At 61.8% G+C, this 26,299-nt stretch carries 24 protein-coding genes and 3 pseudogenes; 11 read left to right on the top strand and 16 right to left on the bottom strand.

What is annotated here, in order from left to right; all coding sequences use genetic code 11:
• Positions 1 to 63: 63 nt before the first annotated feature.
• From PJW05_RS16255 to prpR, 4 genes are all read right to left on the bottom strand, one after another.
• Positions 64 to 1,710, bottom strand: coding sequence for a cation acetate symporter (locus tag PJW05_RS16255; protein WP_271408034.1), 1,647 nt, complete (start codon positions 1,708 to 1,710; stop codon positions 64 to 66).
• Positions 1,707 to 2,036 carry a DUF485 domain-containing protein gene (locus PJW05_RS16250; RefSeq protein WP_271408033.1) on the bottom strand — a complete coding sequence of 110 codons (330 nt, stop codon included), beginning with the start codon at positions 2,034 to 2,036 and terminating at the stop codon, positions 1,707 to 1,709. Before PJW05_RS16250 ends, PJW05_RS16255 begins: the two co-directional genes overlap by 4 nt.
• An 84-nt stretch (positions 2,037 to 2,120) precedes the next feature.
• Positions 2,121 to 3,731, bottom strand: coding sequence for a long-chain fatty acid--CoA ligase (locus PJW05_RS16245; protein ID WP_271408032.1), 1,611 nt, complete (start codon positions 3,729 to 3,731; stop codon positions 2,121 to 2,123).
• A 278-nt stretch (positions 3,732 to 4,009) separates the two neighbouring features.
• Positions 4,010 to 5,983, bottom strand: a complete 1,974-nt coding sequence (prpR, locus tag PJW05_RS16240) for a propionate catabolism operon regulatory protein PrpR (protein WP_271408031.1) — start codon at positions 5,981 to 5,983, stop codon at positions 4,010 to 4,012.
• 203 nt (positions 5,984 to 6,186) lie between these two features.
• On the opposite strand from prpR, the gene PJW05_RS16235 reads away from it, so the two are divergent.
• From PJW05_RS16235 to PJW05_RS16215, 5 genes are read left to right on the top strand one after another with little or no spacing between them, the layout of a single operon-like run.
• Positions 6,187 to 7,245 carry a phosphotransferase family protein gene (locus PJW05_RS16235; protein WP_271412237.1) on the top strand — a complete coding sequence of 353 codons (1,059 nt, stop codon included), beginning with the start codon at positions 6,187 to 6,189 and terminating at the stop codon, positions 7,243 to 7,245.
• Positions 7,242 to 7,619, top strand: coding sequence for a DUF6285 domain-containing protein (locus tag PJW05_RS16230; RefSeq protein WP_271408030.1), 378 nt, complete (start codon positions 7,242 to 7,244; stop codon positions 7,617 to 7,619). Before PJW05_RS16235 ends, PJW05_RS16230 begins: the two co-directional genes overlap by 4 nt.
• Positions 7,609 to 8,322 carry a histidine phosphatase family protein gene (locus tag PJW05_RS16225; protein ID WP_271408029.1) on the top strand — a complete coding sequence of 238 codons (714 nt, stop codon included), beginning with the start codon at positions 7,609 to 7,611 and terminating at the stop codon, positions 8,320 to 8,322. The genes PJW05_RS16230 and PJW05_RS16225 overlap by 11 nt, the downstream gene beginning before the upstream one ends.
• A 25-nt stretch (positions 8,323 to 8,347) precedes the next feature.
• Positions 8,348 to 9,523, top strand: a complete 1,176-nt coding sequence (locus PJW05_RS16220; RefSeq protein ID WP_271408028.1) for an acyl-CoA dehydrogenase family protein — start codon at positions 8,348 to 8,350, stop codon at positions 9,521 to 9,523.
• Positions 9,520 to 10,299: an SDR family NAD(P)-dependent oxidoreductase gene (locus PJW05_RS16215; RefSeq protein WP_271408027.1), complete on the top strand. Its 780-nt coding sequence runs from the start codon at positions 9,520 to 9,522 to the stop codon at positions 10,297 to 10,299. The genes PJW05_RS16220 and PJW05_RS16215 overlap by 4 nt, the downstream gene beginning before the upstream one ends.
• Before the next feature lie 43 nt (positions 10,300 to 10,342).
• Here the strand turns inward: PJW05_RS16215 and PJW05_RS16210 are convergent, their stop codons facing one another.
• Positions 10,343 to 11,323 carry an NAD(P)H-quinone oxidoreductase gene (locus tag PJW05_RS16210; protein ID WP_271412236.1) on the bottom strand — a complete coding sequence of 327 codons (981 nt, stop codon included), beginning with the start codon at positions 11,321 to 11,323 and terminating at the stop codon, positions 10,343 to 10,345.
• 140 nt (positions 11,324 to 11,463) lie between these two features.
• Between PJW05_RS16210 and PJW05_RS16205 the strand changes: the two genes are divergently transcribed.
• Together PJW05_RS16205 and PJW05_RS16200 are read left to right on the top strand one after the other, a co-directional pair.
• Positions 11,464 to 12,348, top strand: coding sequence for a LysR family transcriptional regulator (locus PJW05_RS16205; RefSeq protein ID WP_271408026.1), 885 nt, complete (start codon positions 11,464 to 11,466; stop codon positions 12,346 to 12,348).
• 44 nt (positions 12,349 to 12,392) lie between these two features.
• Positions 12,393 to 12,971, top strand: a pseudogene (locus PJW05_RS16200) (NYN domain-containing protein); the annotation flags it as partial.
• A gap of 38 nt (positions 12,972 to 13,009) precedes the next feature.
• On the opposite strand, the gene radC reads toward PJW05_RS16200, so the two are convergent.
• The 3 genes from radC to PJW05_RS16185 form a co-directional block, all read right to left on the bottom strand.
• The gene (gene radC / locus PJW05_RS16195) at positions 13,010 to 13,516 is read right to left on the bottom strand and encodes a RadC family protein (protein WP_271408025.1); all 507 of its coding nucleotides are present in this window, start codon (positions 13,514 to 13,516) and stop codon (positions 13,010 to 13,012) included.
• A 299-nt stretch (positions 13,517 to 13,815) separates the two neighbouring features.
• Positions 13,816 to 14,112 (bottom strand): LasR-specific antiactivator QslA, encoded by a 297-nt coding sequence (locus PJW05_RS16190; RefSeq protein ID WP_271408024.1) that lies wholly within the window; start codon positions 14,110 to 14,112, stop codon positions 13,816 to 13,818.
• Positions 14,109 to 14,378 carry a hypothetical protein gene (locus tag PJW05_RS16185; RefSeq protein WP_271408023.1) on the bottom strand — a complete coding sequence of 90 codons (270 nt, stop codon included), beginning with the start codon at positions 14,376 to 14,378 and terminating at the stop codon, positions 14,109 to 14,111. The genes PJW05_RS16190 and PJW05_RS16185 overlap by 4 nt, the downstream gene beginning before the upstream one ends.
• Before the next feature lie 979 nt (positions 14,379 to 15,357).
• Here PJW05_RS16185 and PJW05_RS16180 point away from each other — a divergent pair.
• Positions 15,358 to 15,858, top strand: coding sequence for a hypothetical protein (locus PJW05_RS16180; RefSeq protein ID WP_271408022.1), 501 nt, complete (start codon positions 15,358 to 15,360; stop codon positions 15,856 to 15,858).
• A gap of 7 nt (positions 15,859 to 15,865) precedes the next feature.
• Here PJW05_RS16180 and PJW05_RS16175 read toward each other — a convergent pair.
• Positions 15,866 to 16,546: pseudogene (locus tag PJW05_RS16175) on the bottom strand (Crp/Fnr family transcriptional regulator).
• Between the two features lie 429 nt (positions 16,547 to 16,975).
• Between PJW05_RS16175 and PJW05_RS16170 the strand changes: the two are divergent.
• Positions 16,976 to 17,575, top strand: a complete 600-nt coding sequence (locus PJW05_RS16170; protein WP_271408021.1) for a trypsin-like peptidase domain-containing protein — start codon at positions 16,976 to 16,978, stop codon at positions 17,573 to 17,575.
• A gap of 74 nt (positions 17,576 to 17,649) precedes the next feature.
• Here the strand turns inward: PJW05_RS16170 and PJW05_RS16165 are convergent, their stop codons facing one another.
• From PJW05_RS16165 to tnpB, 3 genes and pseudogenes are all read right to left on the bottom strand, one after another.
• Positions 17,650 to 18,333 (bottom strand): Crp/Fnr family transcriptional regulator, encoded by a 684-nt coding sequence (locus PJW05_RS16165; protein ID WP_271408020.1) that lies wholly within the window; start codon positions 18,331 to 18,333, stop codon positions 17,650 to 17,652.
• A gap of 267 nt (positions 18,334 to 18,600) precedes the next feature.
• Positions 18,601 to 19,731, bottom strand: a pseudogene (gene tnpC / locus PJW05_RS16160) (IS66 family transposase); the annotation flags it as partial.
• Between the two features lie 124 nt (positions 19,732 to 19,855).
• On the bottom strand, positions 19,856 to 20,161 hold the full coding sequence (tnpB, locus tag PJW05_RS16155) for an IS66 family insertion sequence element accessory protein TnpB (protein WP_271408019.1): 306 nt from the start codon (positions 20,159 to 20,161) through the stop codon (positions 19,856 to 19,858).
• A gap of 665 nt (positions 20,162 to 20,826) precedes the next feature.
• On the opposite strand from tnpB, the gene ltrA reads away from it, so the two are divergent.
• Positions 20,827 to 22,113: a group II intron reverse transcriptase/maturase gene (gene ltrA / locus PJW05_RS16150; protein WP_442969167.1), complete on the top strand. Its 1,287-nt coding sequence runs from the start codon at positions 20,827 to 20,829 to the stop codon at positions 22,111 to 22,113.
• Positions 22,114 to 23,010: 897 nt separating this feature from the next.
• Here the strand turns inward: ltrA and PJW05_RS16145 are convergent.
• The gene (locus tag PJW05_RS16145) at positions 23,011 to 23,136 is read right to left on the bottom strand and encodes a hypothetical protein (RefSeq protein ID WP_271408018.1); all 126 of its coding nucleotides are present in this window, start codon (positions 23,134 to 23,136) and stop codon (positions 23,011 to 23,013) included.
• Between the two features lie 427 nt (positions 23,137 to 23,563).
• Positions 23,564 to 23,734, bottom strand: coding sequence for a hypothetical protein (locus tag PJW05_RS16140; RefSeq protein WP_271408017.1), 171 nt, complete (start codon positions 23,732 to 23,734; stop codon positions 23,564 to 23,566).
• A 306-nt stretch (positions 23,735 to 24,040) separates the two neighbouring features.
• Between PJW05_RS16140 and PJW05_RS16135 the strand changes: the two genes are divergently transcribed.
• On the top strand, positions 24,041 to 24,250 hold the full coding sequence (locus tag PJW05_RS16135) for a cold-shock protein (RefSeq protein WP_271408016.1): 210 nt from the start codon (positions 24,041 to 24,043) through the stop codon (positions 24,248 to 24,250).
• A gap of 49 nt (positions 24,251 to 24,299) precedes the next feature.
• Here the strand turns inward: PJW05_RS16135 and PJW05_RS16130 are convergent, their stop codons facing one another.
• Together PJW05_RS16130 and PJW05_RS16125 are read right to left on the bottom strand one after the other, a co-directional pair.
• The gene (locus PJW05_RS16130; RefSeq protein WP_271408015.1) at positions 24,300 to 25,502 is read right to left on the bottom strand and encodes an ISL3 family transposase; all 1,203 of its coding nucleotides are present in this window, start codon (positions 25,500 to 25,502) and stop codon (positions 24,300 to 24,302) included.
• Positions 25,503 to 26,040: 538 nt separating this feature from the next.
• Complete coding sequence (locus PJW05_RS16125) at positions 26,041 to 26,169, bottom strand: hypothetical protein (protein ID WP_271408014.1); 129 nt, start codon at positions 26,167 to 26,169, stop codon at positions 26,041 to 26,043.
• Positions 26,170 to 26,299 lie beyond the last annotated feature (130 nt).

Below are 26,299 nucleotides of genomic sequence, written 5' to 3'. Positions count from 1 at the left end.
GAGCCAGGACCGCGCCACGCTCAACAGTCGGCAACGCGAGAGCGGCGCCGGTGGTGGGATCGGTCAGTGTGCGGCGGCCTTCGCCAGGCCGAGGCCGGTCTCGGCGCGCACGGCCTGGTCGGCGAAGCCCTGGCGGTCCCTCACGGCTTGTGCGCTGCGGTCGTATCTGGACACCAGCATGATGACCAGGAAGGCCAACGGCATGGAAAACAGCGCAGGGTGGTCGTAGGGGAAGATCGCCTTGTCGTGGCCAAGTACCGTGACCCAGACAGTGGGCGAGAGGATCACCAGTGTCAGTGCGCTGATCAGCCCCGAGAGTCCTCCCCAGATGGCGCCGCGGGTGGTTAGGCCCTGCCAGTACATGGCCATGATCAGTACCGGGAAGTTGGCCGACGCGGCGATGCCGAAGGTCAGGCCGACCAGGAAGGCGATGTTCACCTGCTCGAAGAGGATGCCGAGGGTGATCGCCAGCAGGCCGAGGCCGAGCACGGCCAGGCGCGAGACCCGCATTTCCTGCGCTTCGCTGGCCTGGCCACGCTTGATCACGGTGACGTAGAGGTCGTGGGAGATGGCCGAGGCGCCGGCCAGGGTGAGCCCGGCGACCACCGCGAGAATGGTGGCGAAGGCTACGGCGGAGAGAAAGCCGAGAAACAGGTTGCCGCCCACCGCCTTGGCTAGGTGCATCGCCACCATGTTGCTGCCGCCAACCAGGGCGCCGCCCAGCTTGCCGTCGACGAAGTACTGCGGGTCGGTGCCGACGATGACGATGGCGGCGAAGCCAAGCACGCAGACCACCAGGAAGAAGAAACCGATGAAGCCCGAGGCGTAGAACACCGATTTGCGTGCCTCGCGCGCGTTGGGCACGGTGAAGAAACGCATCAGGATATGCGGCAGGCCGGCCAGGCCGAACACCAGGCCCAGTGCCATGGACGCCACGTTCACAGGGTTGGACAACATGCTGCCGGGGCCCATCAAGCTCCAGCCGCTGGAGTGGCTTTCCACGGCGCGGCGGGCCAGGGTTTCCAGGCTGAAGTCGAACTGCGCCAGGGCCATCAGCATCAAGGTGGTGCCGCCGGCCAGCAGCAGGATGGCCTTGGTGATCTGCACCCAGGTGGTGGCGAGCATGCCGCCGAAGACCACGTAGATCAGCATGAGCAGGCCCACCAGCACGACGGCAACACCGTAGTCCAGGCCGAACAGCAACTTGATCAACTGGCCGGCGCCGACCATTTGCAGTAGCAAGTAGCAGCTCACCACCGTCAGCGAGCCGCAGGCCGCGAGGATGCGGATGCGGCGCTGGTCGAGGCGGAAAGAGACGATGTCGGCGAAGGTGTACTTGCCGAGGTTGCGCAGGCGCTCGGCCATCAGGAAGGTCAGCACCGGCCAGCCGATGAAGAAACCGGTGACGTAGATGACTCCGTCATAGCCCTTGGCGAAGATCAGGCTCGACAGTCCCAGCAGGGTGGATGCGGACATGTAATCACCGGCGATGGCCAGGCCATTCTGCAAGCCTGTGATGCCGCCTCCAGCGGTGTAGAAGTCGTGGGTGGATTGCGTCCGCCGTGCCGCCCACCAGGTGATCAGCAGGGTGATGCCGACGAACAGGAGGAAGATGCCGATTGCGTGCAGGTTCGGACCTGCCTGGCCGATTTCTCCGGCCTGCGCGAGCAGGGGCAGCGCAGCCAGGCCGCCGATCGTCGTGCGCTTCATACCTGGCTCTCCTCGATGATGCTGTTGCCGAGACGGTCGAAATGGGTGTTGGCGCGGTGCACGTACCACCCGGTCAGCAGCCAGGTCGCCACGATCAGCAGGGCGCCCAGAGGGATGCCGAGGCTGAGGTGGCTGCCGGCGTAGAGCGGCAGGTGCAGGACGTCCGGCCGTATGGCGGCCACCCCCATGAACAGGAAGTAACTCGCCAGTACCAGCAGCGTGAGCCACCAACTGGTACGCGAGCGGGTTCGGGTGAGGGCGATGTACCTCGGGTCCTGCCGGATGCGGCGATAGTGTTCGGCGTGGTCTTCGGGTGTGCTGGACATGGTTCCTCCGCTTGTTTTTGTTGTAGGGCTACCCGTCGCCCCGCCGGGGAGGGCGGGTCGTGAGGAAGGGAATTGGGGTGTCGATCAGCGCCAGGCGTAGTCGCTGAACAGCTCGCGCAGGGTTTTCTTGCTCACTTTGCCAGTGGCCGTGTGAGGCAGCTCATCCAGGCGTTCGCTGGCGTCGGGCAGCCACCACTTCGGCACCTTGCCCTCCAGGAAACGGATCAGCTCCTCGTGGCTCGGCGCGGCATCCGCTTGGCGCGGCACCACCACCAGCAACGGGCGTTCGCTCCAGCGTGGATGGGCGACGCCGATCACCGCCGCTTCGGCCACTTGCGGATGGGCCATCACGGCGTTTTCGATTTCCACGGAGCAGATCCATTCGCCGCCGGACTTGATGACGTCCTTGATGCGGTCGGTGATCTGCATGTAGCCGCGAGGGTCGATGGTGGCCACGTCGCCGGTGTCGAACCAGTCTTCGGATGTGTCCTGGCCGAAGTAACCGCTGCGCACCCAGGGGCCGCGTACCTGCAGCGCGCCGGACGCCACACCATCGTGGGGTTGTAGGTTCCCGGCCTCGTCGACCACACGCATTTCCACGCCGAACAGTGCCCGGCCAGACTTGAGCAATTGCGGGCCGCGTGCGCTGGCATCCAGTTCGCCATACCAGGGTTGGCAGCGGTTGTAGCTGCCCATGGGGCTCATTTCCGTCATGCCCCAGCCGTTCTCCAGGGCGATGTCGTGTTGGGCCATGGCTTCGATCAGTGCCAGCGGACAGGCGGCGCCGCCGCTGACGGCGCGCTTCAGTGTGGGAACGGCGATGTCGTGGGCGGTCAGGTACTGGCTGATATTCGCCCAGAGGGTGGGCACGGCCAGGGAGAAGGTGACGCCTTCATCGTTGATCAGCTTTACCATGGCCGCCGCGTCGCTCACCCCGGGGCCGGGTAGGACCAGCTTGGCACCCACCATGGCCGCGTTGTAGGGCATGCCCCAGGCGTTGACGTGGAACATCGGCACCAGCGGCATCACCACGTCCAGGGCGCGCAGGCCGACGTTATCGGCCATGTTCTGCGCCATGCCGTGGAGCACGGTGCTGCGGTGGCTGGTGAGTACGCCTTTCGGGTTACCGGTGGTGCCCGAGGTGTAGCAGAGGCCGCTGGCCTGGCGCTCATCGAGCTCCGGCCAGGCATAGCTGTCCGCCGCCTGCGCCAGCAGCGCTTCGTAACTCAGCAGGTCGGGCAGGCTGCTCGCGGGCAGCTCATCCTCTGAGCACAAAGCGATGAAGCGCCGTACCGAGGGAAGTTCGTGCTGCAAAGTTTCCACCAGGGGAATGAACTGGGGGTCGATGAACAGCAGATCGTCCGCGGCATGCTGGATGATGTAGCGGATCTGCTCCGGGAACAGCTTGGGGTTGATGGTGTGGCACACACGCCCGGAGCAGGGCAGGGCGTAATGCAGTTCGAAGTGGCGATGGTCGTTCCATGCCAGGGTGCCGACCCGCGCACCTGGCGGGCAATCCAGGGCATCGAGGACGTTGGCCAGGCGAGCCGCTCGTGCGAATGCCTCGGCATAGCGATAGCGATGCACGCTGCCGTCGGCGAACAGGGATACGATTTCGGTATCGGCCGCAACCTGAAGGGCATGCCGCATGATCGCGGTGATTCCCAGGTTGAAATTCATCATCAGGCCTTGCACGGGTAACCTCCTGCCTTGTTCTTGTTTGGGCATAGAGGCTGGCATCCGGTCGGTCACAGCCTCTCAACGGGTGCAGAGCAAGGGCTGTGCCAGACGCTTTCGGTGAAGCGTTTTGTGAGGTTAAAGTCTTTTATTTCAAGGAGATAAGTGGTCATCGCACGAGTAGCCAAGCTCTCAGAGGTCCCTTGTTTCAGCTCTACCTATTTCAGTTCTGTAATGATTTTTCAGGGTTGAAATCTTGGCTGCGGCGACCGGCAGCGTGCGCGAAATGCGTGGGGCTAGGCTGAACGGCCCGCGCGTAGGCGTCGCCAAAGGGTGGTACGACTAATGCCCAGTTGTCGCGCCGCTTCATCGAGGTCGCCGTCGCAGGCATCCACTACCCGGCGGACGTGGGCGACTTCGCTAGCCTTGGCGACGCTGCGCAGTGCCTGGTCCGACGTATCAGGCTGGTCTGCCGCCGCCAACTGGGCGCCCGGTTCGAACAGCTCGGGAAACAGGGCGCGTAGGCTGGCCGGGTTGTCCTGATTGTTATCACCGAGGGTTTGCGCGGACAGGGCCGCGCGCTCCACCAGATTCTCCAGTTCGCGAATGTTGCCGGGCCAACGGTGTGCCTGGAGGCGTGGCATCAGTTGATCCAGCAGCGCCCGGCCAGCGTGGGTCGCCGCTGCCGGAAGGGCTAGCCCGCCGAGGATGGCGCCGGCCAACAGGCGAATATCTCCGGTTCGTTCGCGCAGCGGCGGTACCGCCAAGCGGAGGATGTTCAGGCGGTAGTAGAGGTCTTCGCGGAAACGGCCGTCGGCAATCCGGCCGCGTAGGTCGCAATGGGTCGCGGCGACGACGCGGATGTCTACCGGGGTCGGCTCCGAGGCGCCGAGGCGCAGCACTTCGCGCTCCTGTAGCACACGCAGAAGCCGGGTCTGCAAGGTCACTGGCATATCACCGATCTCGTCGAGAAACAGAGTGCCGGTATGCGCCGCTTCGATCAGGCCCGACTTGCCGCCCTTGCGTGAGCCGGTAAAGGCGCCTTCCTCGTAGCCGAAGAGCTCGCTCTCCAGCAGCGCCTCTGGGAACGCAGCACAGTTAATTGGTACGAACGGCCCCGCCTGGCGCTGGCTGGCGTTGTGCAAACTCTGCGCGAGCAGCTCCTTGCCGGTGCCGCTTTCGCCAGTGATCAGTACGGTGGAATCCGTGTCGGCATAGCGCCGGGCCAGGTCCAGTAAGGCACGAAAAGCAGGGGCTTGCCCGAGTATCTGATCGAAGTGGTAGCGCGCCGTGAACTGGCGGGGGCGCGCCTGGCTGCGGATACGGCGGTCGGCGCGCTGGATGGCGTTGGTTTCCTGGCAGGAGATCACCACACCGTCGGATTTGCCATGCTCGATAATCGGCGTGACATTGGCGACAAGGGTTCGCGTGCCGACTCGGACCAGCCGGCTTTCTTCTCTTTCGCCCAGGTCCAGGGTGCTGCTGATGTCGAGCTCCGGCATCAGTTCGGCGATAGGTCGCTGCCGTGCCCAGTCGACGGAGATGCCGAGCAGTTGCGCCATGCGCGGATTGATCGACTGCACGATGCCATCGGCGTCGACGGCGATCACCCCATCGCTGAGGTTGCGAAGCACCGCGCTCAGGCGCTGCTGCTGAATCAGCGCCTGGGTTCGGCTGCGACAGATCGCCAGCGCTTCGTCCAACGCCCTGCGCACCGCATCAGCGTTCAGCGCCAGTACCCCCTGGGCGCCGGCCGCTTCGGCCACTTCCACGGCGGTGGAGGAGCCGACTATCACCCTGTAGCCCGCGTCCACCAGTTCGCGGATGCGCCGGACCGCCTCGTCGAAGCTGGCGTAAGTCGCCTGGCGGAGGTCGACGGTGAAGAGCGAGGCCATGGCATCCAGCTCCGGGTGGGCCTGCTGGAAGCTGACGATGCCCACCTTGGTGGCGCGCGCCCTGGCCATGTCCAGGGCGCGGATGAGGTCGTACTCGCCCATACGGATGGAGAGAATGGTGGTGCCGATATGGCGCCGCAGGTACTCGGCGGTGGCGCCTGAGCAGATGATCAGGTCGACATCTTCGCGGCTTTCCAGCTCCTTGCCGGTACGCCGCAGTTCGGTGACCGTTGTCTCGACGATTTCGACCTGGGCGCGCTGGTGATAATCGGGCACCACCTGCTGGACGATCCGAGCCATTCGACTGGCGCCTTCGGGGGCACGGAGATGGGTGATGAGGGCGACGACTCGGGGCAGGTACTGCGCATCTGGCATGGTCGGGTCCGCTGGTGTTCTGGCTTTTCTAGCCTGAAACAAAGATTTCAGATCTGCAATGAGCAAGGGGGCTGATAAGTCGGGACAGGCTTCAGGGGTCTTCCTAACTCGTTGTTATTAAATGGGTTATTGGCGTTTATATAGAACTGGAATAGCTCTTGCTCACTCGCTCGCAGGTCATCACCCGTGAGCAAGAGCTGCCGATGTATAGCAATCCGTCCCCAGAATCCGGCCCATACCGGATCGACATTCCAGACGCCCTGGCGGCGCTGGCCGAATTTATCGCCCAGCGGGTCGACTGTGAGCGTGTCCAGATTGAAAGCTGCGAACGCCTGTCGGGCGGTGCCATCCAGGAGAACTGGCTGCTGAAGGCCAAGTTGTTCTCGGGCTCCTGGCAGGCCGAACGGCGTTGGGTCCTGCGCACCGATGCGCCGTCCTCGGTGGCGGTCAGCATGGACCGGGCCCAGGAATTCGCCGTGCTGCAGGCTGTGCACCAGGCGGGCGTGAAGGCGCCGGAACCACTCTGGCTGTGCCGCGATCCGCAGGTGATCGGGCGCGATTTCTTCGTCATGCAGGCGCTGGGCGGTACGGCCAGCGGCCATCGCCTCAGCACCGATCCGACCCTTGAACCCACTCGCGCTGAGCTGTGCCGCGAACTGGGCGACAGCCTGGCGCTGCTGCACCGGATCACCCCCGAGCATCCAGCCCTCGGCTTCCTTCCGGCCGCGGAGGCCGACCCGATACAAGCCAGCATCGAACAGTACCGACGCTACCTCGATGCACTCCCGACCAGCCACCCGGTCATCGAGTGGGGCTTGCGCTGGTGCGAGCTGAACCGTCCTGCACCGGTGCCTTCGCGGCTGATCCACCGGGATTACCGAACCGGCAATTACATGGTGGACCAGGGGCGACTGGCGGGCGTGTTGGACTGGGAGTTCACCGGCTGGGGCGACCCCCGCGAGGATCTTGGTTGGTTCACCGCACGCTGCTGGCGGTTCGCCCGGCCGGACCGGCTGGCGGGTGGAGTGGGGGAGCTGGATGACTTCCTCGACGGCTATGCAGCGGTGTCCGGCTACCGTCCCGGCGCCGGGGAACTGCGCTTTTGGCAACTCATGGCCCACCTGCGCTGGGCGGTGGTCGCGTTGCAGCAGGCGCAGCGCCACCTGACCGGGCAGCAGACGTCCCTGGAGCTGGCGCTGACCGGCCGCATGGTGCCGGAGCTGGAGCACGAAATCCTCATCCTCAGTGGAGCCACGCCATGACCGCACCGAACGCAACTGAACTCCTGGCCACTGCCCGAGGCCTGCTTCTGGAGAAGCTGCTGCCGGCGCTGCCCGCCAGCCTTGCGTATGACTGCCGGATGGTCGCCAGCGCCATGGCCATCGCCGCACGCGAGATAGAACGGGGCGATCGCGCCGCTGACTTGGAATGCGAAGCCCTGGCGCAGGTACTGGAACCGCGCGGGCTGGCCGGGATTACTCGGGACGACGGGCTGGCGCTGCTTGCTCAGTTTATTCGCGAAGGAGTCTTCGACCAGCCCGGAGGCGAACAGACGCGCTTGCTGGATGCGCTGGCGGTCATCACGCGGGCGCAGCTCGGCATCAGCAATCCGAAGGTACTGAACGATGCACGCTGAATCCGCCGTCCGGCGGCGCCGTTGCTACCTGGTCAGGCATGGGCACGTCGACTACTTCGACGGACAGGGGCGGCCGCTGGACCCGCGTGAGGTGGCGCTTTCGCGCGCCGGAACGCAACAAGCGTGGGCGCTCGGGCAGGTCCTGCAGGATGTTCGATTCGACCGTGTGCTGTGCTCCGACTATCCCCGCGCCAGGCAGACGCTCGACCTGCTGTTGCAGGGGAATCAGCTTCCGGTGGAATCCATGCCCGAGCTGCGCGAGATCCGCGCGGGGCGATTGCGCGAGATACCGGCCGAAGCGCTGCGGGAACAGGTGGTTGGCGCCTACCGTTCGGCGGGCGACGCCGGCGCACGCTTTCTCGGTGGGGAGCGATGGGACGACTTCCAGCGCCGCGTGCTCAGCTTGTTCTTCGAACTGCTGCAGGACCCGGACTGGGACAGCGCCCTGATCGTCAGCCATGACGCGGTCAACCGCGTCCTGCTGGGCTGGGCGGCGGGCCTGGGGCTCGCCGGAATCGCCGCCTTCGAGCAGGACACCGCCTGCCTCAATGTGCTCGACATCGATATGCGCGGCGACCAGGTACTAGGCGCCCTCATCCGCACCCTCAACTTTACCCCCTACGACCCACACAAGGCCGGCATCCACCGCACCGTGCTGGAAAACCTCTTCCAGGCCATCGAACCGACCAGGCTGATGGCTTGAACCTTCTCACCACAGGAAATCACCTATGAACTTTGCGCTTTCCGATGACCTTCTAGACCTGCAGGCCCGCGTTCGGGACTTCATCGCCACGGAGATCATCCCGCTGGAGAATGACCCCCGACAAACACCCCACGGCCCTTCCGCCGAGCTGCGTCAGGAACTGGTTGCGAAGGCCCGCGCCTGGGGCCTGCTGACGCCCCATGCCTCCCGGGAGATGGGCGGGCTGGAGCTGTCCCATACCGCCAAGGCCATCGTGTTCGAGGAAGCCGCCTATTCGCCGCTCGGCCCGACCGCGATGAACATCCATGCCCCCGACGAGGGCAACATCCACCTGATGGAGGTCGTGGCGACCGAGGCGCAGAAAGACCGCTGGTTGCGCCCGCTGGTGCAGGGCCATATCCGCTCCTGCTTCGCCATGACCGAGCCGTCGCCGGGCGCTGGCTCCGATCCGTCTATGCTGGCCACCACGGCCGTGCGTGACGGCGACGACTACCTCATCAATGGCCGCAAGTGGCTGATCACCGGCGCGGAGGGCGCCAGCTTCGCGATCATCATGGCGCGAACCGAGGACGGCAACGCGACCATGTTCCTGACCGACACCGACCGCCCCGGCTTTATCCTCGAACGCATGATGGACTCCTTGGATAGCTGCTTCACCGGTGGCCATGCGGTACTGCGTTTCGAGAACCTGCGGGTTCCGGCCAGCAATGTGCTAGGCGAAGTGGGGAAGGGCTTCCGTTATGCGCAGGTGCGGCTCGCGCCGGCGCGTCTGACCCACTGCATGCGCTGGCTGGGGCAGGCGCGCCGCGCCCATGACGTGGCCTGTGCTTATGCCAGCCGTCGCGAATCCTTCGGCAAGGTATTGGGCGAGCACCAGGGCGTCGGCTTCATGCTCGCCGATAACGAGATGGACCTGCTCACCACGCGCCTCGCCATCTGGCATTGCGCCTGGGTGCTGGACCAGGGGGAACGAGGGAATTTCGAGTCGAGCATGGCCAAGGTGATCAGCTCCGAAGGCATCTGGCGGGTGATCGATCGCAGCGTGCAGGTGCTGGGCGGCCAGGGCGTCACCAGCGGAGCGATCGTCGACCGAATCTTCCGCGACGCCCGTGGATTCAGGATCTACGACGGTCCCAACGAAGTGCATCGCATGAGTCTCGCGCGCAAGATCCTCGCTCGTGTGCAGGGAGGTGCCCAATGAACCGTTCGCCGCTGCTTGCGTTTGACCTGCGCGGGCGGCGTGCCCTGGTGACCGGCGCGTCCAGCGGATTGGGCCGGCACTTCGCGCGGGTGTTGGCCGCCGCCGGCGCTCGCGTTGCCGTCGCTGCGCGACGGGTGGAACGCCTGGATGAACTGGTCAGCGATATCCGCTTCAACGATCACGAGGCACGGGCCTATTCGCTGGACGTGACGGTCCGCGAATCGGTGGTGGCGTGCCTGGATGCGATCCAGGCGGATTTCGGCGGGCTGGACATCGTCGTCAACAATGCCGGAGTCAGCGACACCAAACGCGTGCTCGACTATGGCGATGAGGATTGGGACGCGATTCTCGATACCAACCTGAAAGGGGCCTGGACGGTCGCGCAGGAGGCTGCTCGGAGAATGGTAGAAGCGGGGCAGGGCGGCAGCCTGATCAACGTCACGTCGATCCTTGCATCGCGGGTGGGCGGGGGCGTTGGCCCGTACTGCGCCGCCAAGGCGGGCCTCAGTCACCTGACCCGCTCCATGGCCCTGGAATTGGCGCGCTTCGGCATTCGCGTCAACGCCCTCGCGCCGGGGTACGTGGTGACCGAGATCAACGACGGCTTCCTCGCCAGCGAGGCGGGCGAGCGTCTGCGCGCGCGCGTACCGTCGCGGCGTTTCTGCACCTATGAAGACCTGGAGGGGGCGCTATTGCTGCTGGCCTCGGACGCCGGACGGGGCATGAACGGGGCCGAGATAATCGTTGACGGAGGACATGCCTGTTCCGGCCTGTAGCGACAAGTGCGATGCCCGGTGGGCATCGCACCTCCCGATGGGATCAGACTGTCAGCACAACCTTACCAATGTGCCCGCCGCTGTCGAGCAGGCGATGCGCGTCGCTGGCGCGCCGTAGGTCAAAGGTGGCGCTGATCCGGGGCTTGATCCGACCCGACTCGACCAGCGGCCAGACGTGAGTCTGCAGCTCCGCCATGATTGCAGCCTTCTCCTCGTGGCTGCGTGAACGCAAGGTGGAGCCGAGGTGGGTGAGACGCTTGGTCAGCATCGGGAACAAGTCGACTTCTCGGGCTGGTCCTTTCAGCAGGCCAATCTGTACGATGCGTCCGTTCATGGCAGCGGCCTGGTAGTTCCGGCTCACGTAGTCGCCGCCGATGATGTCGACCACCACGTCCACCCCTTTGCCAGCGGTGGCGGCCAGCACGGCCTCGACGAAGTCCTCGGCCTGGTAGTTGATTGCGATGTCGGCGCCCAGGGCCAGGCTGGCCTGGCGCTGCTCTTCGTTCCGGATTGTGGTGATTACAGTGGAGGCGCCGAAGGCGCGCGCCAGCATGGTAGCGGTGGTGCCGATGCCGGAGGCGCCGCCGTGGATCAGCACACTGTCGCCCTGCTTGAACTGGCCTCGTTGGAACAGGTTGGTCCAAACGGTCATGAAGGTTTCCAGCAGGGCGGCAGCCTCGGTGAATGCCAGTCCCTTCGGCAGCGGCAGGGCATTGCGCTCGTCGGCGACGGCATATTCGGCGTAGCCACCACCTGGGATCAGCGCCATCACCTGGTCGCCGATTCGCAAGTGACTGGCGCCATCACCCAAGGCCACGACTTCACCGGCGATCTCCAGGCCGGGGATATCCGAAGCGCCGGGCGGTGGGTCATACAGGCCCTTGCGCTGGAGCACGTCGGGGCCGTTGACGCCGGCAGCCCGGACCCGAATCAATACTTCGCGACCCTGCGGCACAGGCGTGGGCCTGCGGGCGGGACGCAGCACCTCAGGGCCGCCGGGCTGGCTGATCTCGATGGCAGTCATATGCTGGGGAATTGGGGGATTGTGCATGGCGCGAACCTCGATGAAGGGAGATGCCGAGAATCGTAGCGGCGTGGGGCCGGCACCGTCGCGCAGTGTTTTCACAAGGCCTGTTTGCAGGAATGCAGCAGTAGGAAGACGAGATGAACTGGAACGATGCAAGAGTGTTCCTGGCGGTGACCCGGCAGCAGACGCTGCGTGGCGCCGCGCGGGAACTGAACGTGGACCAGGCGACGGTGAGCCGGCGGATTGCCGCCATGGAGCAGGCGCTCGGTTCGACCTTGTTCCTGCGTACCTCTAGCGGCTACCAGTTGACCGGGGTAGGGGAAACCATTCTGGAAGCGGCCGAGCGTATGGAAACCGCAGCCTTTGAGCTGGTGCGGCGGGCGCAGGGGCGTGACAAGGCGCTCTCTGGCGAAGTGCGGGTGACCACCACCGACTCCTTGGCCGTCGATTTCGTGATCCCGGCCATGGCGCGTGTGCACGCCCGCTATCCGGATGTGCGGGTCAATCTCAACAGCTCATCGGACTTGCTCAACCTTGCTCGCCGTGAAGCCGATATCGCCATCCGCACACTCAAGCCGGACAACCCGGACCTTGTGATACGGCGCCTGGCCAGTTGGCCCATGGGGCTGTTCGCCTCGCCAGGGTACCTCGAGGTCCATGGCATCCCCGAGCCCGGCAACGGGTTCCTGGGGCACGACCTGGTGATGTACGAGCCCCACTTGGCCGAAGGCCGCGACGTGACCCTGGTGGACGAGTCGGCCGCCTCTGGCCGAATCGTTACCGCGGTGAACTCCAGCGTCATGGTTCGGAACGCCATTGCCGCCGGCCTTGGCGTGGGTGAGCTTCCCCTGTACATGGGCGAACGGGATGGCCTGGTCCGCGTCTGGCCCACGCGCGCGCGCAGCCACCCCTACGAGGTCTGGATGGTCACTCACGGCGACCTGCGTCATACCGCCAAGGTTCGCGTGGTGATAGAGGCCATACTGATGGAATTTGAGGGCGCGGCATCGTCTGATTCGTGATTCATTGTGGCTCACGGATCGACTCTTCCCTCTCTTTGGGCTACAAGAACACGTCGGATATCGCGCTGGCGCTCGATGCCCTGGAAGCACTTTTCGATCATCGGGTGGACACCTTCTGCTTGGTCACCAGCGACTCCGACTTCGCCTATCTCTGCCGTAAGCTTCGTGAGCGGGGCGCCACGGTCTGCATTGTCGGTGAGTCCAAGACACCTGCCGCACTTCGGAATGCAAGCGATCAGTTCTTCGAGTGGAGTCGTGACGAGCACGCCGAAGAGCCCGCAGAGCAGTCCGAGAAACCTACCGCCAAGCCTGACGCCGGTCCGAAGACCGAACCTGCCAAGCCTGATCCCGCAAAGCCTGCGGTCAAACGCAGACCGAGGTTCGTTGTCGATGCAGTGTCGCTGCTCGCCGCCAGAACCAGCGAGGGCAAGGTCACCCTGAGCGCCCTGGGGCAATACCTGAAACGAACTGATCCAGCATTCTCGCCCAGCGCATACGGCCACTCGGGCCTGCTCGACATGATCAAGACCTACGACCTGTTGCAGCTTGTTCAGGAAAACGGTGGCCATTGGAGCGTGAGTTTGGCCGCTCGCGAAGAAGCCGTGTCCGAAGTGATCAACTGATCCCCGCCTTGCAAGAAAGGGGGCCAGGCCCCCTTGGCTCAGATGAGCCCATGCTCCGCGAAGGAGACTGACCGGGTTCCTGCGATGATGATGTGATCCAGCGTAGGCACGTCCACCAGCGCCAGTGCTTCCTTGATGCGCCGGGTGATCGACTTGTCCGCTTCGCTGGGCTCCGGATTTCCGCTGGGGTGGTTGTGAGCGATGATCGCCGCAGCTGCATTCAGGCGCAGAGCTTCCTTGACGACCTCACGTGGATACACCGCTGTGCTGTCGATGGTGCCTTGGAAAAGCTCGACGTACTGGATCAGTCGATGCTTGGCATCCAGGAACAGCACGGCGAACACCTCGCGCTCGTAGCCGGCCAGCTTGGCGCGAAGATAGTCCTTGACCACATCCGGCGAAGTGAAGCTGGCGCCACGCTGCAGCTTGCAATCGATGGCCTGGCGCGCGGCTTCTAGGATCTGATCGGCAGATGCCGGCAGATAGCAACCTTGGTCGTCACGCACGAGCAGGGTAGCGGCGATAGCTGGAATAGGTTGCGACATGGTCGTTCTCCGGTTACTCGGGCGGAATTGCCCGATCCCGGACCAGCACGGCGCAGCGCAGCAGTCAGGGGGCGAAAGCCGGCCTGGCCGCAAGCGTGCTCCGCACGCGCAGCCCTTGACGGCGAGAACGCCGTGATAGGGTGAAGGGAAACAGCAAGACCGCCCTCCGGACGTTCATGTGGCACGGACGGCAAGCGAAGCGCGCAGGCCCATGGGCCGGAGAGGAAATGCGTGTCTCTCAAGAAAGCCCATCGCTAGGCAGAAAGCTCGAGCCGGCTGAACCGGCTCGAGCTTCTAGCCTACAGCGTCAAAGGCAGATCCCTGGCCCGTTGCTCATTGCGCTGCAGCGAACACAGCCGCTGCTGAATGCGGCTCAGGAAGCCGACCTCGAAAGCACGCCTTTCCATTGCACAGGGCAGGAGATCGCGCTCGGCAATCATGATCGCCCAAAGCCATCCGTTTCGAGCGTTGTCGAGCCAAGTCTGGGCCAGTCCCACGCCTTGATTGAATGCCTGCCGGCAGTCCGCGGCCCAGATGATCTCCATGCCTGGATGGCCGTCGTGTGGCGGGAGGCAAGTCATGATGCCCTCGCTCATCGGGCACCTCCTCGCGCTTCAGAAAGCGCACGACGAAACAGCACGACCATCTCGTCGAGCAGATCCTGGGCCGAATAGGCCGCAACTCGTAAGCGCAGATTCTCCGGCTGAAGGCCATCCGGCCCGGCCATCTGATCCAGCAAATTGCCGAGCATGGTTGCGCGCAGTTCGGCCGCAGCCTCGGCGGGAAGGGGAGAGCGTTCGGATTCGTGCAGCGGGCTTGGTCGCCGTGGGAAGGGAACAACGCAGGTTTCGAACTCAGCCATGGCGCACCTCCGGCACAGAGGTGAACAAGACCAGAATCCCAAGGCGGAGCTCTCGGGTAAAAAGGAGGTAGCGCATTTTCCTTATGCTCCTTCGTGACATTAAGGAGCCGCACGCCACTCGCTACCACACGAATGGAGGCGGACCGTGCAAGGGTGGTAGACCGGCTCACGAAGGAACGCCGGACAGGCCGAAGCCCGCCTCACACGGCCGCCATAGGTGCGCGAGAATGCAGCAAGTTCTCGATTGAGCCTGCTCTCGCATATGACGCAGCCGCGCCTTCGTGTAATCGGGCTACCACACCCGGCCGTGGGATTTACCACGACGGGCGCACTCTAGCCTGCAGGTTTCAGGAAGGCAACCTACTGTGGCGTAGATGCGATGTGGGTACGTGATTGCGGTGATGTTGCGACACACAACCTACGAATCAGGTGGGCGAGGTAGTAATCGGGTCGTGGCTCTTAATCACGTAAGCGCTGATTGGCGGTATCGTTTGCCCACTCTCCCGTGGTCGCGAATCGGGCAGGGATGGCGGCCGACGCGGAGGCTCTTTTTGCGATCCCGTCGAAGCGAAGTCAGGGCTGTGTCGCCGGCTGAAACGTCGAAGGCCGCACGTTCGTAATGCGCGAACACGAGGTCTGGCTTGCTGCCTAGTCATTGGACTGTTCTCCGGACAAACTCAAGTGTCTGTTTGCCATGCCATATTTCATTGGGCGTACGGCAGTGAATTGTAGGTGCTTGATACTTATAGTGAATAAGTGAGGTTTCTGCATTTTCTTGCTTTTCAAGATAGGTATTGTGTTATATCGAAGCGTGATGGTGACCTAGTAAATCTGGTCTATACAGCGTGAGTATGAGAAAAATAGCTGAAATTCCGGTGTCTCAGTCATGCGCGAACTATAATGACCTGAAATCTGTCGATCCGAAATTCTTGGTTTCATATCGGTAGGCTCTTTGGTCAGTCAAGGTTTTGTGATATTTATGAAGAAGATAATCGCTCTAGGTGTCTTGGTAATCCTGAGCAGTTCTGGGGCAGCATTGGCTCAGCAGGCAAGCACCGAACTAAATACTCTCCCATTTGGGGTAGAGCTAATGATTACTTCTTCTTCGGAGGTAATGAAATATGGTCGGTGTATTGCTCCAGTAGAAGTGGGTGGTGCCGGCTGCAGGACATACGAAATCCTTGATAAGTTTTCTGCTGAAATGTCAGATGGCGGGAAGGTTGTATCGATTAAGTTTAGATCGGATAAGTTTCCGCAGAATTGGGTGGCGCTAGGGCTAGCTGAAGGGATGCTCCTTGATAATTTCCTGGGGACAATAAAAAGTATAGGTGCTGAAAGGATTAGAGTCATTGCGAAAGAGTCGTACAATGGCTTGGATAGTCGATATGATGTGTATTTTTCAGAAGGGAAATATGATTACCATGCGTCATTTCCTTGGGGTAAGAAAATTCAATATGTGACAGTTTCTCCTGCATACTGATCGTGGTTTAAATCCATGATTGCGCACTCTTCGAACGATTCGCTTGCGTATAGGATGAAGCCTGCAAGGTATTGGTCGCCAATTTTTGCAGGGTGTTCCTTGGTAACGATGTGAAGCTTGTTACTTCGCATCCATATGACTCCCTCTTGATCACGGCATAGTATTCGCAACTCAGCGCCTTTAGTTTCGGATAGTCAATTACCGTAATGCGTCCGCGGTTCTATTCGATTACGGCTAGTTTTTTAATTTTCCAACGGCATCGTCGGTGACCTCCTCGCGGCATATGCCGTGCATTTTTGCAATCAGTTCTTGGGTCATTGTCAGGTCGTCAGCAAGCGATTCAATGACAGTAACAAATAACGACAAGTTACTGGTCGATTGAGTTGTGCCGGTTGTAGACTGCGGTTTGTGCCATCTGCGTAATTAGCGCCTAGGTATGACGCAGCATCAGCTGCAAAAATTCGCCATGGCGATCGATCTCGGATTTCAATCGCACACCTTGCAGTAAGTTGGCGTGGGAGGCGTTCTGTACTATGGCTCGGCGGGGGCTTTCGCCGCCCATGAACACTGCCTTGCCGATAAACCCTTCATTGCTGAAGACCGAGATTTCTGCCGAGGCGCGCGTCCCCATCACATAGCGCCGGGACACTATCGACTCGGTAGGGAAGTAGACAGCTTGCGGCCTCAAAAAAGATGGCTGAGTAGATACTCCTTAATGAATGGCAGTCCTGAGTAACCGCTCTTCGAAGTTTGTCGACCGGCCTGAAGCTGCTGGCCGTAGCCAACTGGCTCGATAAGGCGGATGCTCTTGGGAGGCACAACTGTTTTCCAATGACGCACGGGCCAGATGTCACCGGTCGGCATCCTGCCCAACTCCATAGGCGTCGGAGGGCTTTGCTGGCCAGATTCCCGACAGGTGTACCGCCAGTTGCCCGGCCGCCGCAGTGGACCCAGGGACGCGAGCTAATGGAGTGTATGCAATGTCGGTAATCGAGCCACTGCTGCTGAGCACCGTGCACATCTGCACCTATGCCGGGCCACGCCTGCTGACCAATGCCAGCGGCTTTTTTTCTCGCGTGGCGAGCGCCTATTCCTGGTGACCAGCCGGCATGTGGTCTTGGATACGCCGAGCCGACATTTCCCTGATCGCCTCGAAATCGAACTGCACACCGATCGACACAATATGGCGCGTTCATGCGGCTTCTCCGTGCCGCTGTATCGTGACGGCAAAAGCCTGTGGCGCCAAGGACGGGATACGGCAGGTGGTGTCGATGTCGCGCTGATCGAGATCGAGCGCTCGGCATTGCCGAAGGCGATGGTTTACAACGCTTTCACACCCAAGCACTTGCAGTCTCCCAGCGACTTGATTGAGGTCGGCACTGCTCTGCTGGTGGTGGGATTTCCCCTGGGATTCCACGACCACCTGCATCACATGCCGGTGGTGCGGCATGCCATTGTTGCTTCTTCGTTCGGGCTGCGTTTCCAGGGACAGGGCTATTTTCTCACCGACGCGCGCACCCACCGCGGCACAAGCGGCGCGCCGGTGGTGATGCGGATGCCGGATGATTGCAGGAACTCGGAGGATCTGCCCTGGATCTTGCTCGGCGTTCATTCGGCGCGCCTCGATATGGGCAGCCGGGACCTTGTGCAAGACGAAGCGCTGGGACTCAATTGCACCTGGTATGCCGACATCCTCATGACCCTGAGTGCGAACTGAGAGGGCGAGACTGGGGTCGTCCGCGGCCTCATCTTCCGACACCTGCTGCTCGTCAGGGCGCAAGGAGGAGCGGCTCAGCCAAGCATCTTGCTGTAGCAGTCCGTCACCTCGTCGTAGCACTCGCAGGCGATTTGCTCGAGTCCGGTTCGATCGAGAATGGTGATCTTTCCGCGGCTGTAGTGGATGAGGTGCTTCTGCTGCAACGCCCCAGCGGCCACGGTGATGCCGCTCCGACGCACACCGAGCATGTCGGCGAGAAGCTCGTGGGTGAGACAGAAGTGATCGGCCTGCGCGCGGTCGTGGGTCATCAGCAGCCAGCGTGCCAGGCGTGGCTGGATCTCATGAAAATGACTGCAGGCGGCCGTTTGTGACAGTTGTGCCATCAGTACGTAGAGGTAGCGATTCAAACTGCGTTTCAGGTGGGGGCACTCGTGTAGTTCGCGCCGAAGGTGGGCGGAGGTGATACGCAGGGCGTTGCCGGCGCCTTGCACTACTGCACGGGTTGGCGCCTTGTGAACGCCAAGCGCGAGGGTCACACCCAACATACCTTCACTGCCGATCAGCGCGATTTCCAGGGGGCGGTGGTTGTCCAGTTTCGCCACCAGGGAGATGAAGCCGGTAAGCGGGAAATAGGCGTGACTATATGGTTGGCCTGCGTCGCATAGCGTCTTGCCGAAGACAAGGTCCGACAGTTCGCAATGATCGAGGATCCTGGCGCGCTCCTTGCCCGGGATGCTATCGAGAAGCCGGTTGGCCACTGTAGTCACCCACTTTACCCTGCAGCACACGGTATTCCGATGGGTATGAGATGAGTGCGGCGTTCTCCCATGCCACATTCTTGCGTTCATTAGCAAAGCTGGTCTGTTCGCCAGTGCACGCAAGGCCGATCGATTGCAATCGATGGACCGGCCAGGTCGGGCTCATAAGGAAATGTCGCATGATGCCAACAGGGGCTACGGATAGCGCGGCCTAGAGGGGAATAACTATTTTTCCTGTACCTATTTCGTACCAATTTGCTGGTTTTCCAGCTCACGCTGAGCCAGCATCCAGGCATGCAGCGCGTCGAGGATTGGTGAAGCCTGTTCCTGGCGTATTCGCTCGCGCTCTTCATCGCTCATGTCGCGCACTTGGCGTTCGACTTCGTACAGCCCAGCGATCGAGCGCAGGGCCTGTTCGGCCAATTGGCTTTTGTTCGCCGCGTGCAGATCGAAGAACTTGCGCCGGGCGTGAGCCATGCAGCCGATTTCGGTGATGCCTTGCTCGAAGCCGGCCTTGTAGCCAGCGAAGTCGTCGCAGACCAGCTTGCCATTCCACTGGCCAAGAAAATTGCGCGCATGCTCACCGGCACGGCTGGGGCTGAAGTCGTAGACCACGGCCTTCAGATCGGCGAAGGGCGTGGTGCTGTAGGCCCAGACGTAAGCCCGATGGATTTTCTTCTCTCCCGGCGCGAGCATTTGTACTGGGGTTTCGTCAGCGTGGATCACGCGTTGGGCCAGCACGGCTTCGCGCAGGGCATCGACCAGCGGCTGGAGCTGCACGCCGGTTTGCCCAACCCACTGCGCCAGCGTCGAACGAGCGATGGCCAGGCCGGCACGGCCGAAGATCTTTTCCTGCCGGTACAGCGGCAGGTGGTCGGCGAATTTGGCCACCATCACGTGCGCCAACAGGCCGGCGGTGGGGATGCCCTTGTCGATCACCTGCGCCGGCACCGGCGCCTGGATCAGCGTTTCGCATTGGCGGCACGCCCATCTCCCACGCACATGCTGTTCGACGGTGAACACGCCCGGCGTGTAATCCAGCTTTTCGCTGACGTCTTCACCCACGCGTAGCAGTTGGCAGCCGCAGGCGCACTGGGTGTTGTCCGGTTCGTGATGGATCACGGTGCGCGGGAGCTGCGGTGGCAGCGTTGCACGCTTGGGCTGCTGGCGTGTTTCGGTCGGCGCAGCCGGCGGATTGACCGCTTTCAGCTCCGCCTCGATGGCCACGATGTCGGTGTCGAGCAGGTCATCCAGCAGGCGGCCCTGGTCAGGGCTGAGTTGCTCGCTGCGCTTGGCAAACTTGTGCCGCTTGAGGATGGCGATTTCGTGGGTGAGGTTCTCGATAACCGTTTGGTCGCGGTGGATCTTCTTGCCCATCAGGTCGACCTGCGTGAGCAACTACGCGGCCAGTGCACGCAGTTGGTCAGGGGTCAGTTGGTCGAGGTTGGGCGAGGCAGTCATGCCGCTGATTGTGCCAGAGCAGGCGGTCAGCGGAGATAAACCGATGGGCTAATGGCAGGTGCTACAGCACTGTGGTCGCGCCGGCTGCACCGACCCGCTGCCAGGGTAGACCCAGTACCAAAGCCTGAAGTTGCTCGGTGTCGAGTTCGACTTCCGAGCCGTGCCGGATGCCTGGCCAGTGAAACTTGCCCTGGTTCAAGCGCCGCGCGGCCAGCCAGATGATCTCGGTAAAGCGGCAGCCACTTGCGAATGACGTTGGCATTGATGCCGTGGCTGATGGCAACGCTGGAGACGGTGCGCCGGGTTGCAGGCACTCCTGAACAACCTGGGCCTTGAACGGTTTGGGGTAAGAGCTTCGTTGGCGCATGGAAATCCCGGCGATAAGGGCTATCTGTCCGCTAAGAAATACGCGGACACCATCACCCTTAATGCTGGAGTTCGGAAGGTGACTTGGCTGGACGCTTAGTGCGCCAGTTAAAGCTGGCGGAGGATAGTCGATGAAAGTTCGATACTGGTAAGAAATAGCGAATCAACCAGACCCCGAGTCATGCATGCTGCACCGCGAGGTGCAGGGTGAAGCGTTGACAGGGGAAACCGATGGGCCAGCCATTGAGCCGCGTAATCAGGAATCCGGGATGCCGATGCTGTTTAAGCGAAGCAGAAGGCCATACGGAGCATGGCGTTATCCGCCAGTCATGCTCTGATCCCGCGCGGTCGGAGACCCTGTGCACGTCGGGAAGTCCTCCACACAGAAACTGGGAGATCTCAGCGGTGCCCGGTGCGCCAGCACCGGGCGGAACAGGAAAGGCCAAAAGCCGTAACCCTGCTGTCTACGGCGCTGAGAAGTCGGATACGTCCGTAGTACCTGAGAAGCCATCGAACAACGGGCTTGCCCCAGCGGAGATGGTGGAGGAAAGGGACGTAGCCAAGGGAAACACCGACAGGCCCCCCGCGCCCCGGACACTGAGCCGGATCAGTTGCGCGTCGATGGGACTTGAAGGTGTACGTGAAGCAGCCCGAAGGAACAAGGGCATGCAATTCACGGCATTGCTGCACCACATCACACCGCAGTTATTGGCGCAGAGCTTCTATGCCCTGCGCCGCGATGCAGCGGTGGGCGTGGACGGCATGTCGTGGCGAGAGTACGAGGAAGGTCTTCTCCAGCGGCTGAGCACCTTGCACGCAAGGCTCCACAGTGGGGCCTACCGGGCAACGCCGTCACGGCGGGTCTATATTCCCAAAGCCGACGGCAGACAGCGTCCGCTGGGTGTTGCCTCTCTGGAGGACAAGATCGTACAGCAGGCGGTCGTTACCGTTCTGAATGCGATCTATGAAGAAGACTTTCTCGGGTTCTCATATGGGTTTCGACCGGGACGTAGCCAGCACGATGCGCTGGATGCGTTGACGGTCGCGCTCAAGAGCCAGAAGGTGAACTGGATATTGGATGCGGACATCACGTCGTTCTTTGATGAGATCGATCACGAGTGGCTGCTGATGTTTCTGGGACACCGGGTTGCAGATCGGCGCCTGCTCGGGCTTATCTGCAAATGGCTTCAAGCGGGTGTGATGGAGAATGGCCGTAGGGTGGCCGCGACGAAGGGTACCCCCCAAGGCGCGGTGATATCGCCGTTGCTGGCGAATATCTATCTTCACTACGTGCTGGATCTGTGGGCAAGGCAGTGGCGCCACCGGCATGCCCGTGGCGATATGGTTGTTGTGCGCTATGCAGACGACAGCGTGGTGGGTTTCAGGAAGCAATCGCAGGCTCAGCAGTTCCTGGCGCAGTTGCAGGAACGCCTGGCCAGGTTTGGTCTATCCCTCAATGCTGCGAAAACACGGCTGATTGAATTTGGTCGTTTTGCCATAGGCAAACGCCGGCGGCGAGGGCTGGGCAAACCGGAGACTTTTGACTTCCTGGGGTTCACGCACTGCTGTAGCACCAAAAGAAACGGCGACTTCCAAGTGCTGCGACTGACGGTGAAGAAGCGGATGCGTGCGACGCTGCTGGCTATCCGGGATGAACTACAACGCCGACGTCATGAGCCCGTCCGGGCTCAAGGGCAGTGGCTCAATCGGGTAGTGAGTGGATATTTCAATTACCACGCGGTGCCAGGAAACCTGAAGCGTCTCAGTGGATTCAGGAAGGCTATCTGTCGGTACTGGCGCCAGGCACTCGGGCGACGCAGCCAGAGAAATCGGCTGCAATGGTCTCGTTTCGGACTGCTCACAGATCACTACATACCCAGCCCAAAGAATGCACACCCGTACCCTGAGGATCGCTTCGCGTCACATACCCGAGGCAGGAGCCGTATGCGGTAGTTCCGCACGTACGGATCTGTGCGGGGGGTGGCAGGTAACTGCCATCCCTACCGCGACCCATGCAGCGCCCTGCGTTTCAGCAGCACGTGCCTCTCCTGTTTCGTCTTCGCCCCTTCCTTGAGCGCCCCTTCACCACGACCCGGCAGATGTGCACGCTCCTTGCCTTGAGGTCGACCTCCTTCCAGCGCAGGGCCATTTGCTCGCCGGGGCCGCAGGCCGGTGAAAAAGGCGAACTCGAAGTAGCAGGTATAGATGCGGGTGAGCCCCGTCAGCTTCTGGTAGAGAGATCGATGATGGATTCGGCTTCTTCCCGGGTGAACGGGGCCACCACCTTCTTCTGCGTGCGCGGCCTGGCGATCGCCTTGACCGGATTCCGGTCGATTAGCCCCATAATGCCGGGCCGACTCCATCACGCTGGCCATCTTGTCGCGGGCATTGCGCCGGACTCCGGGCTAGGTCCAGGACGTTTCCGCGCCCCCCGGCGAATGTCCGCGCCGCCGATCTCATCGATACGGGTGGTGGCGAAGTGGGGCATCCAGTACAGGTTCAGGGTGCCCTTGTAGTTGCCCCGCGAGCCTTCCACGACCTCGCGGTTGTTCAGCCAGACCTGGGCATACTCGCCGAAGGTGGGGGGATCTTTCGAGAGGGCATAGCTGGAGTTGGGAAATAGCTCGGCTACTTGTCGTCGTTCATGACACCGAGCTCGATCAGGTGCTTGACCTGAGTTCTAATACTTGCGGCCTGGGCGATACCCGCCGGCGTGGGTCGACAGCAAGGGTTTCACAGCGGCGCTGCTACCAGGTGAAGCGGACTCTGACCGACTTGCCGACGACTTCGGCTCCTTGGGGGAGGCCCACAGGCTTTCGACTCATGCGTCATACCTTCTTCTGCTGTACATCACGCGCCGTCGATCATCTGCCAGACGCCGCGGGGGATTACCCCGCGCTCGCGCTTCCGCTGCAGGGCTTTGGTGGTGGTGCCGATGAGCTCGGCCAGCTTCGATTCGAGCACCTTGTGGTGCACGGGTTCGTCCTGGGGGGTTCAGCTTGTGCATAGGCATACCTCTCCGCCGACTCTCGCCGGCAACTGGTGGGGTAGGTGGGTGGACGGATCAATCAGGATGACTCCGACCAGACCGATCAGCATCAGGAAAGTTGGCAGCCCGCAGAGCCTGAGATTTCTTTCGATTGCAGTAATAATGAGCCATCATCCTGCCGCAGCTCGTCACGCCTACCAATAGCGACGCTCTCCTACCGCCCCACAAGAGCCGTCCGATAGCGCCGCGCCCTGACCCGCTCTCACCCCCGGAAATCTGCAAGGTCTGCAGAGACTTCACAAGAATTTCATAAGCCCAAGAGCACCGTGGATTTCAGCTGAAGGGTCAGTGCCCGTCCGACGTACCTCAAGCCCCACCTAGCTCGTGCGGGGCTTTTTGTTTCTGGTGCCCCAGTCAGGCTGTTGGTTTTTTGGAATCTTCCTTCGCCCACTGCGACTTCTTGCGAACAGCGTTCCACCCCGATTTGCCGGAGGGAACCTCAGTAATCTCACCACCCTTCGAGAGGAAGGCCTCGATCTGCTCGTTCAGTACTGATTGCGCTCGGCTTGCCGGTGCGTCGGACATGTTGATTACCTATGAGTGATGAGCCGTCATTGCGAGCGACTCACCCTGGACTATACAGACTTGCCTGTCTGCCGACCGGTTAACCGGACCGGTCGGCCAGAATCAGTCCAGAAATGGCCCAGTGGCAGAAAAGACTATATAATCCAGGCGAACCCTGTATGCTGCGCCTACTGCCTGCTCAGTCTTGCGGCACCGTCTTGATGTCCTGTCCTTTCGATGTTCCATCTCCTCGGCACCCCTCGCTTCGCATCCAGTCATGGCCAGGCCATTGCCTGACCCGTATTCCTACACCTTGGAGATAACATCATGTCTGCTCGCCAAAACGGTACCGTCAAGTGGTTCAACGCCGAGAAAGGCTTCGGCTTCATCACCCCTGAGCAAGGTCCGGATGTGTTCGTTCACTTCCGTCAGATCGAAAGCACTGGCTACAAGTCCCTGGACGAGGGGCAGCGCGTCAGCTTCCTCGTCACTGACGGGGCGAAAGGCCCCCAGGCTGAACAGGTTCGCGCTGAGTAACATCCCCGTATTAGAGAAAAGCCCCGTGCCGTCGGGGCTTTTTTTGGGTTCATCGCGCTTTCCCGGGGAAGGCAGCCTTGATTTTCAGGAAGAAGTAGGCTGAGTCTCGGAAGCCATAGGCCATGCGCTTGATCACCTTGATACGGTTATTCACGCCCTCCAGCAGGCTGGTATGTAGGTGGAAACGCGCACTGGCGAGGATGCCCCGGGCGTATTTGCGCAGGTTGCGGGCAAAGCGTTGCAGTGGCGCCAGACCGCTGTCCCGGGCATGCCGTAGCCAACTTCGCCAGCGCCGCCAGCCCTCCTGCACACTGGGGGCGTACCAGATTGCCTTTAACGCATCCTTGAGCACATAGACCGTGGCCAGTGGTTGGTTGGCCGCGAGCAGCTCTTGCAACTGCACGGCCTGCCCGTCCTTGAGGTTGTCGTGATTGCGCAGTAGCAGCCAGCGACTCTGCTTGACCACCTTGCGCGCCGGTTTGTCTTCGCGCAGGAGGTTGGCCTGGTCGACGCGGATACGGTCGATCACCTCACGGCCGTAGCGCGCCACCACGTGGAACAGGTCATACACCACTTCGGCCTGCGGGCAGTGCCGCTTCACCTCCAGGTCGAAAGCCGTGTTCATGTCCATCGCCACCGCCTCGATCTGCTGGCAGCGCTCGCCCAACAATTCGAAGAACGGGCGAATCGCCTCGCGGCTGTTGCCATGCCCGACCCACAGCACCCGCGTCCGCTCGGCATCCATGATCACCGTGGCATAACGATGCCCCTTGTGCAGGGCGAACTCGTCCATCACCAGACGGCGAACATCGTCCGGCTTGAAAGCGCCAACGGCGGCCTCCAGGCGGCGCTTATCGAGCGTCTTGAGCGTGTGCCAGTGCAGGCCGGTGAGGCGGCTGACATGACTGATGGGCAGCAATTGCAGCAAGCCTTCGAGCCAGACGCGCAAGCGTTGGGTCAAACGCGACACCGGTTCCAACCAGTTGATCCGCTCGGTTACCCGCCCACAACTCAGGAAATCGACGCGGCGTACCGGTAGCTGGAGCAAGACGCGCTGGTCGAACAGATCGCGATCGCGCACCTGACGAGTCCGCCGCTCATGGATCAATGGACAGGCTTCACCACAGCGTCCGCATTCGGGGACGGAGCCGACTTGAGGCTCGAGCTCGATTAGCAGGGTGTCGTGGGTTGATTGGCGACAGGAGACGACTGCGTAGCCTGGCCAGAAAGCAGCAAGATCAATAGGATGCACGGCGGCAGCAGGGGGTGGTGGTTGGTTCGTTTGGCGACTGCCAATCTAACCACTTCCCTGACTGTCAACTCGCTCTTCCCCCTGATCCCGCGAAGAACCTTTTTTTGTGCCCGGCACCCCTGGTCCGGTACTTGAATAAAAGGGAGCATTTCGGGCTCACAAGGGGGATAGTGAAATCTCACCCAGATAGTGGAGAACGTCATGAAAAGGCGAGAATTTCCGGGCTACGTGGCTTGGAGTACAGCCGAAGTAAGCGGCGGTCGCATGCTTGCATTCGTCGCAATCAGACGAAGCGGGCTGGCATCTGAGCCCCTCTACCACTTGGTCTACGACCAGATGAGTTTCAAATTGCTATCCGAGGCGGCATCCGCTGCCGAACTCGCCCTCAGCAAGATCTTGCGCATTGACCAATACGGAATGCCTATCTTCAGCTCCCCTGAGTGCTGACCACCACCCAGCCCACGCCGCCTTCATCGGCGAGGCCACTGTGGCGCCCGCCCCTCCTTAGCCCGCCACCGAGATTTTTTTGTGTGGGGAATCAGAGCGGTGCCTCGGGCAGGATTTCCACGCCCATCTCCACCGGCGCAACCCACTCCTCCGTCTGCTGGTCGCCATTACTCTCCGGATGCCACTGCAACGTCACTGCGCCGTCGTCGTTGAAGGTCACGAGAAGGTGGAGCAGGGAGATACCCGGATTTGCGACGAACTGGGCGACCTGACCGAGACAATGCAGGAGAAGGAGGCGACTATTTCCTGCGGCAGTCCGAGATGCAGAATCTGCGGGCGACCCTCGCGGG

This window comes from Pseudomonas sp. Q1-7, assembly GCF_028010285.1.
In the GTDB taxonomy this organism is placed as follows: domain Bacteria; phylum Pseudomonadota; class Gammaproteobacteria; order Pseudomonadales; family Pseudomonadaceae; genus Metapseudomonas.
The sequence above is the reverse complement of the archived record's forward strand: the minus strand, read 5'-3'. Positions and strand labels throughout refer to the sequence as shown.

Bases quoted from the DNA above. Each gene is read 5' to 3' on its own strand.
- PJW05_RS16255 (WP_271408034.1), bottom strand. From the start codon at position 1,710: ATGAAGCGCACGACGATCGGCGGCCTGGCTGCGCTGCCCCTGCTCGCG.
- PJW05_RS16250 (WP_271408033.1), bottom strand. From the start codon at position 2,036: ATGTCCAGCACACCCGAAGACCACGCCGAACACTATCGCCGCATCCGG.
- prpR (WP_271408031.1), bottom strand. From the start codon at position 5,983: ATGCCAGATGCGCAGTACCTGCCCCGAGTCGTCGCCCTCATCACCCAT.
- PJW05_RS16235 (WP_271412237.1), top strand. From the start codon at position 6,187: ATGTATAGCAATCCGTCCCCAGAATCCGGCCCATACCGGATCGACATT.
- PJW05_RS16230 (WP_271408030.1), top strand. From the start codon at position 7,242: ATGACCGCACCGAACGCAACTGAACTCCTGGCCACTGCCCGAGGCCTG.
- PJW05_RS16225 (WP_271408029.1), top strand. From the start codon at position 7,609: ATGCACGCTGAATCCGCCGTCCGGCGGCGCCGTTGCTACCTGGTCAGG.
- PJW05_RS16220 (WP_271408028.1), top strand. From the start codon at position 8,348: ATGAACTTTGCGCTTTCCGATGACCTTCTAGACCTGCAGGCCCGCGTT.
- PJW05_RS16215 (WP_271408027.1), top strand. From the start codon at position 9,520: ATGAACCGTTCGCCGCTGCTTGCGTTTGACCTGCGCGGGCGGCGTGCC.
- PJW05_RS16210 (WP_271412236.1), bottom strand. From the start codon at position 11,323: ATGACTGCCATCGAGATCAGCCAGCCCGGCGGCCCTGAGGTGCTGCGT.
- PJW05_RS16205 (WP_271408026.1), top strand. From the start codon at position 11,464: ATGAACTGGAACGATGCAAGAGTGTTCCTGGCGGTGACCCGGCAGCAG.
- radC (WP_271408025.1), bottom strand. From the start codon at position 13,516: ATGTCGCAACCTATTCCAGCTATCGCCGCTACCCTGCTCGTGCGTGAC.
- PJW05_RS16190 (WP_271408024.1), bottom strand. From the start codon at position 14,112: ATGAGCGAGGGCATCATGACTTGCCTCCCGCCACACGACGGCCATCCA.
- PJW05_RS16185 (WP_271408023.1), bottom strand. From the start codon at position 14,378: ATGGCTGAGTTCGAAACCTGCGTTGTTCCCTTCCCACGGCGACCAAGC.
- PJW05_RS16180 (WP_271408022.1), top strand. From the start codon at position 15,358: ATGAAGAAGATAATCGCTCTAGGTGTCTTGGTAATCCTGAGCAGTTCT.
- tnpB (WP_271408019.1), bottom strand. From the start codon at position 20,161: ATGCGCCAACGAAGCTCTTACCCCAAACCGTTCAAGGCCCAGGTTGTT.
- ltrA (WP_442969167.1), top strand. From the start codon at position 20,827: ATGCAATTCACGGCATTGCTGCACCACATCACACCGCAGTTATTGGCG.
- PJW05_RS16140 (WP_271408017.1), bottom strand. From the start codon at position 23,734: ATGTCCGACGCACCGGCAAGCCGAGCGCAATCAGTACTGAACGAGCAG.
- PJW05_RS16135 (WP_271408016.1), top strand. From the start codon at position 24,041: ATGTCTGCTCGCCAAAACGGTACCGTCAAGTGGTTCAACGCCGAGAAA.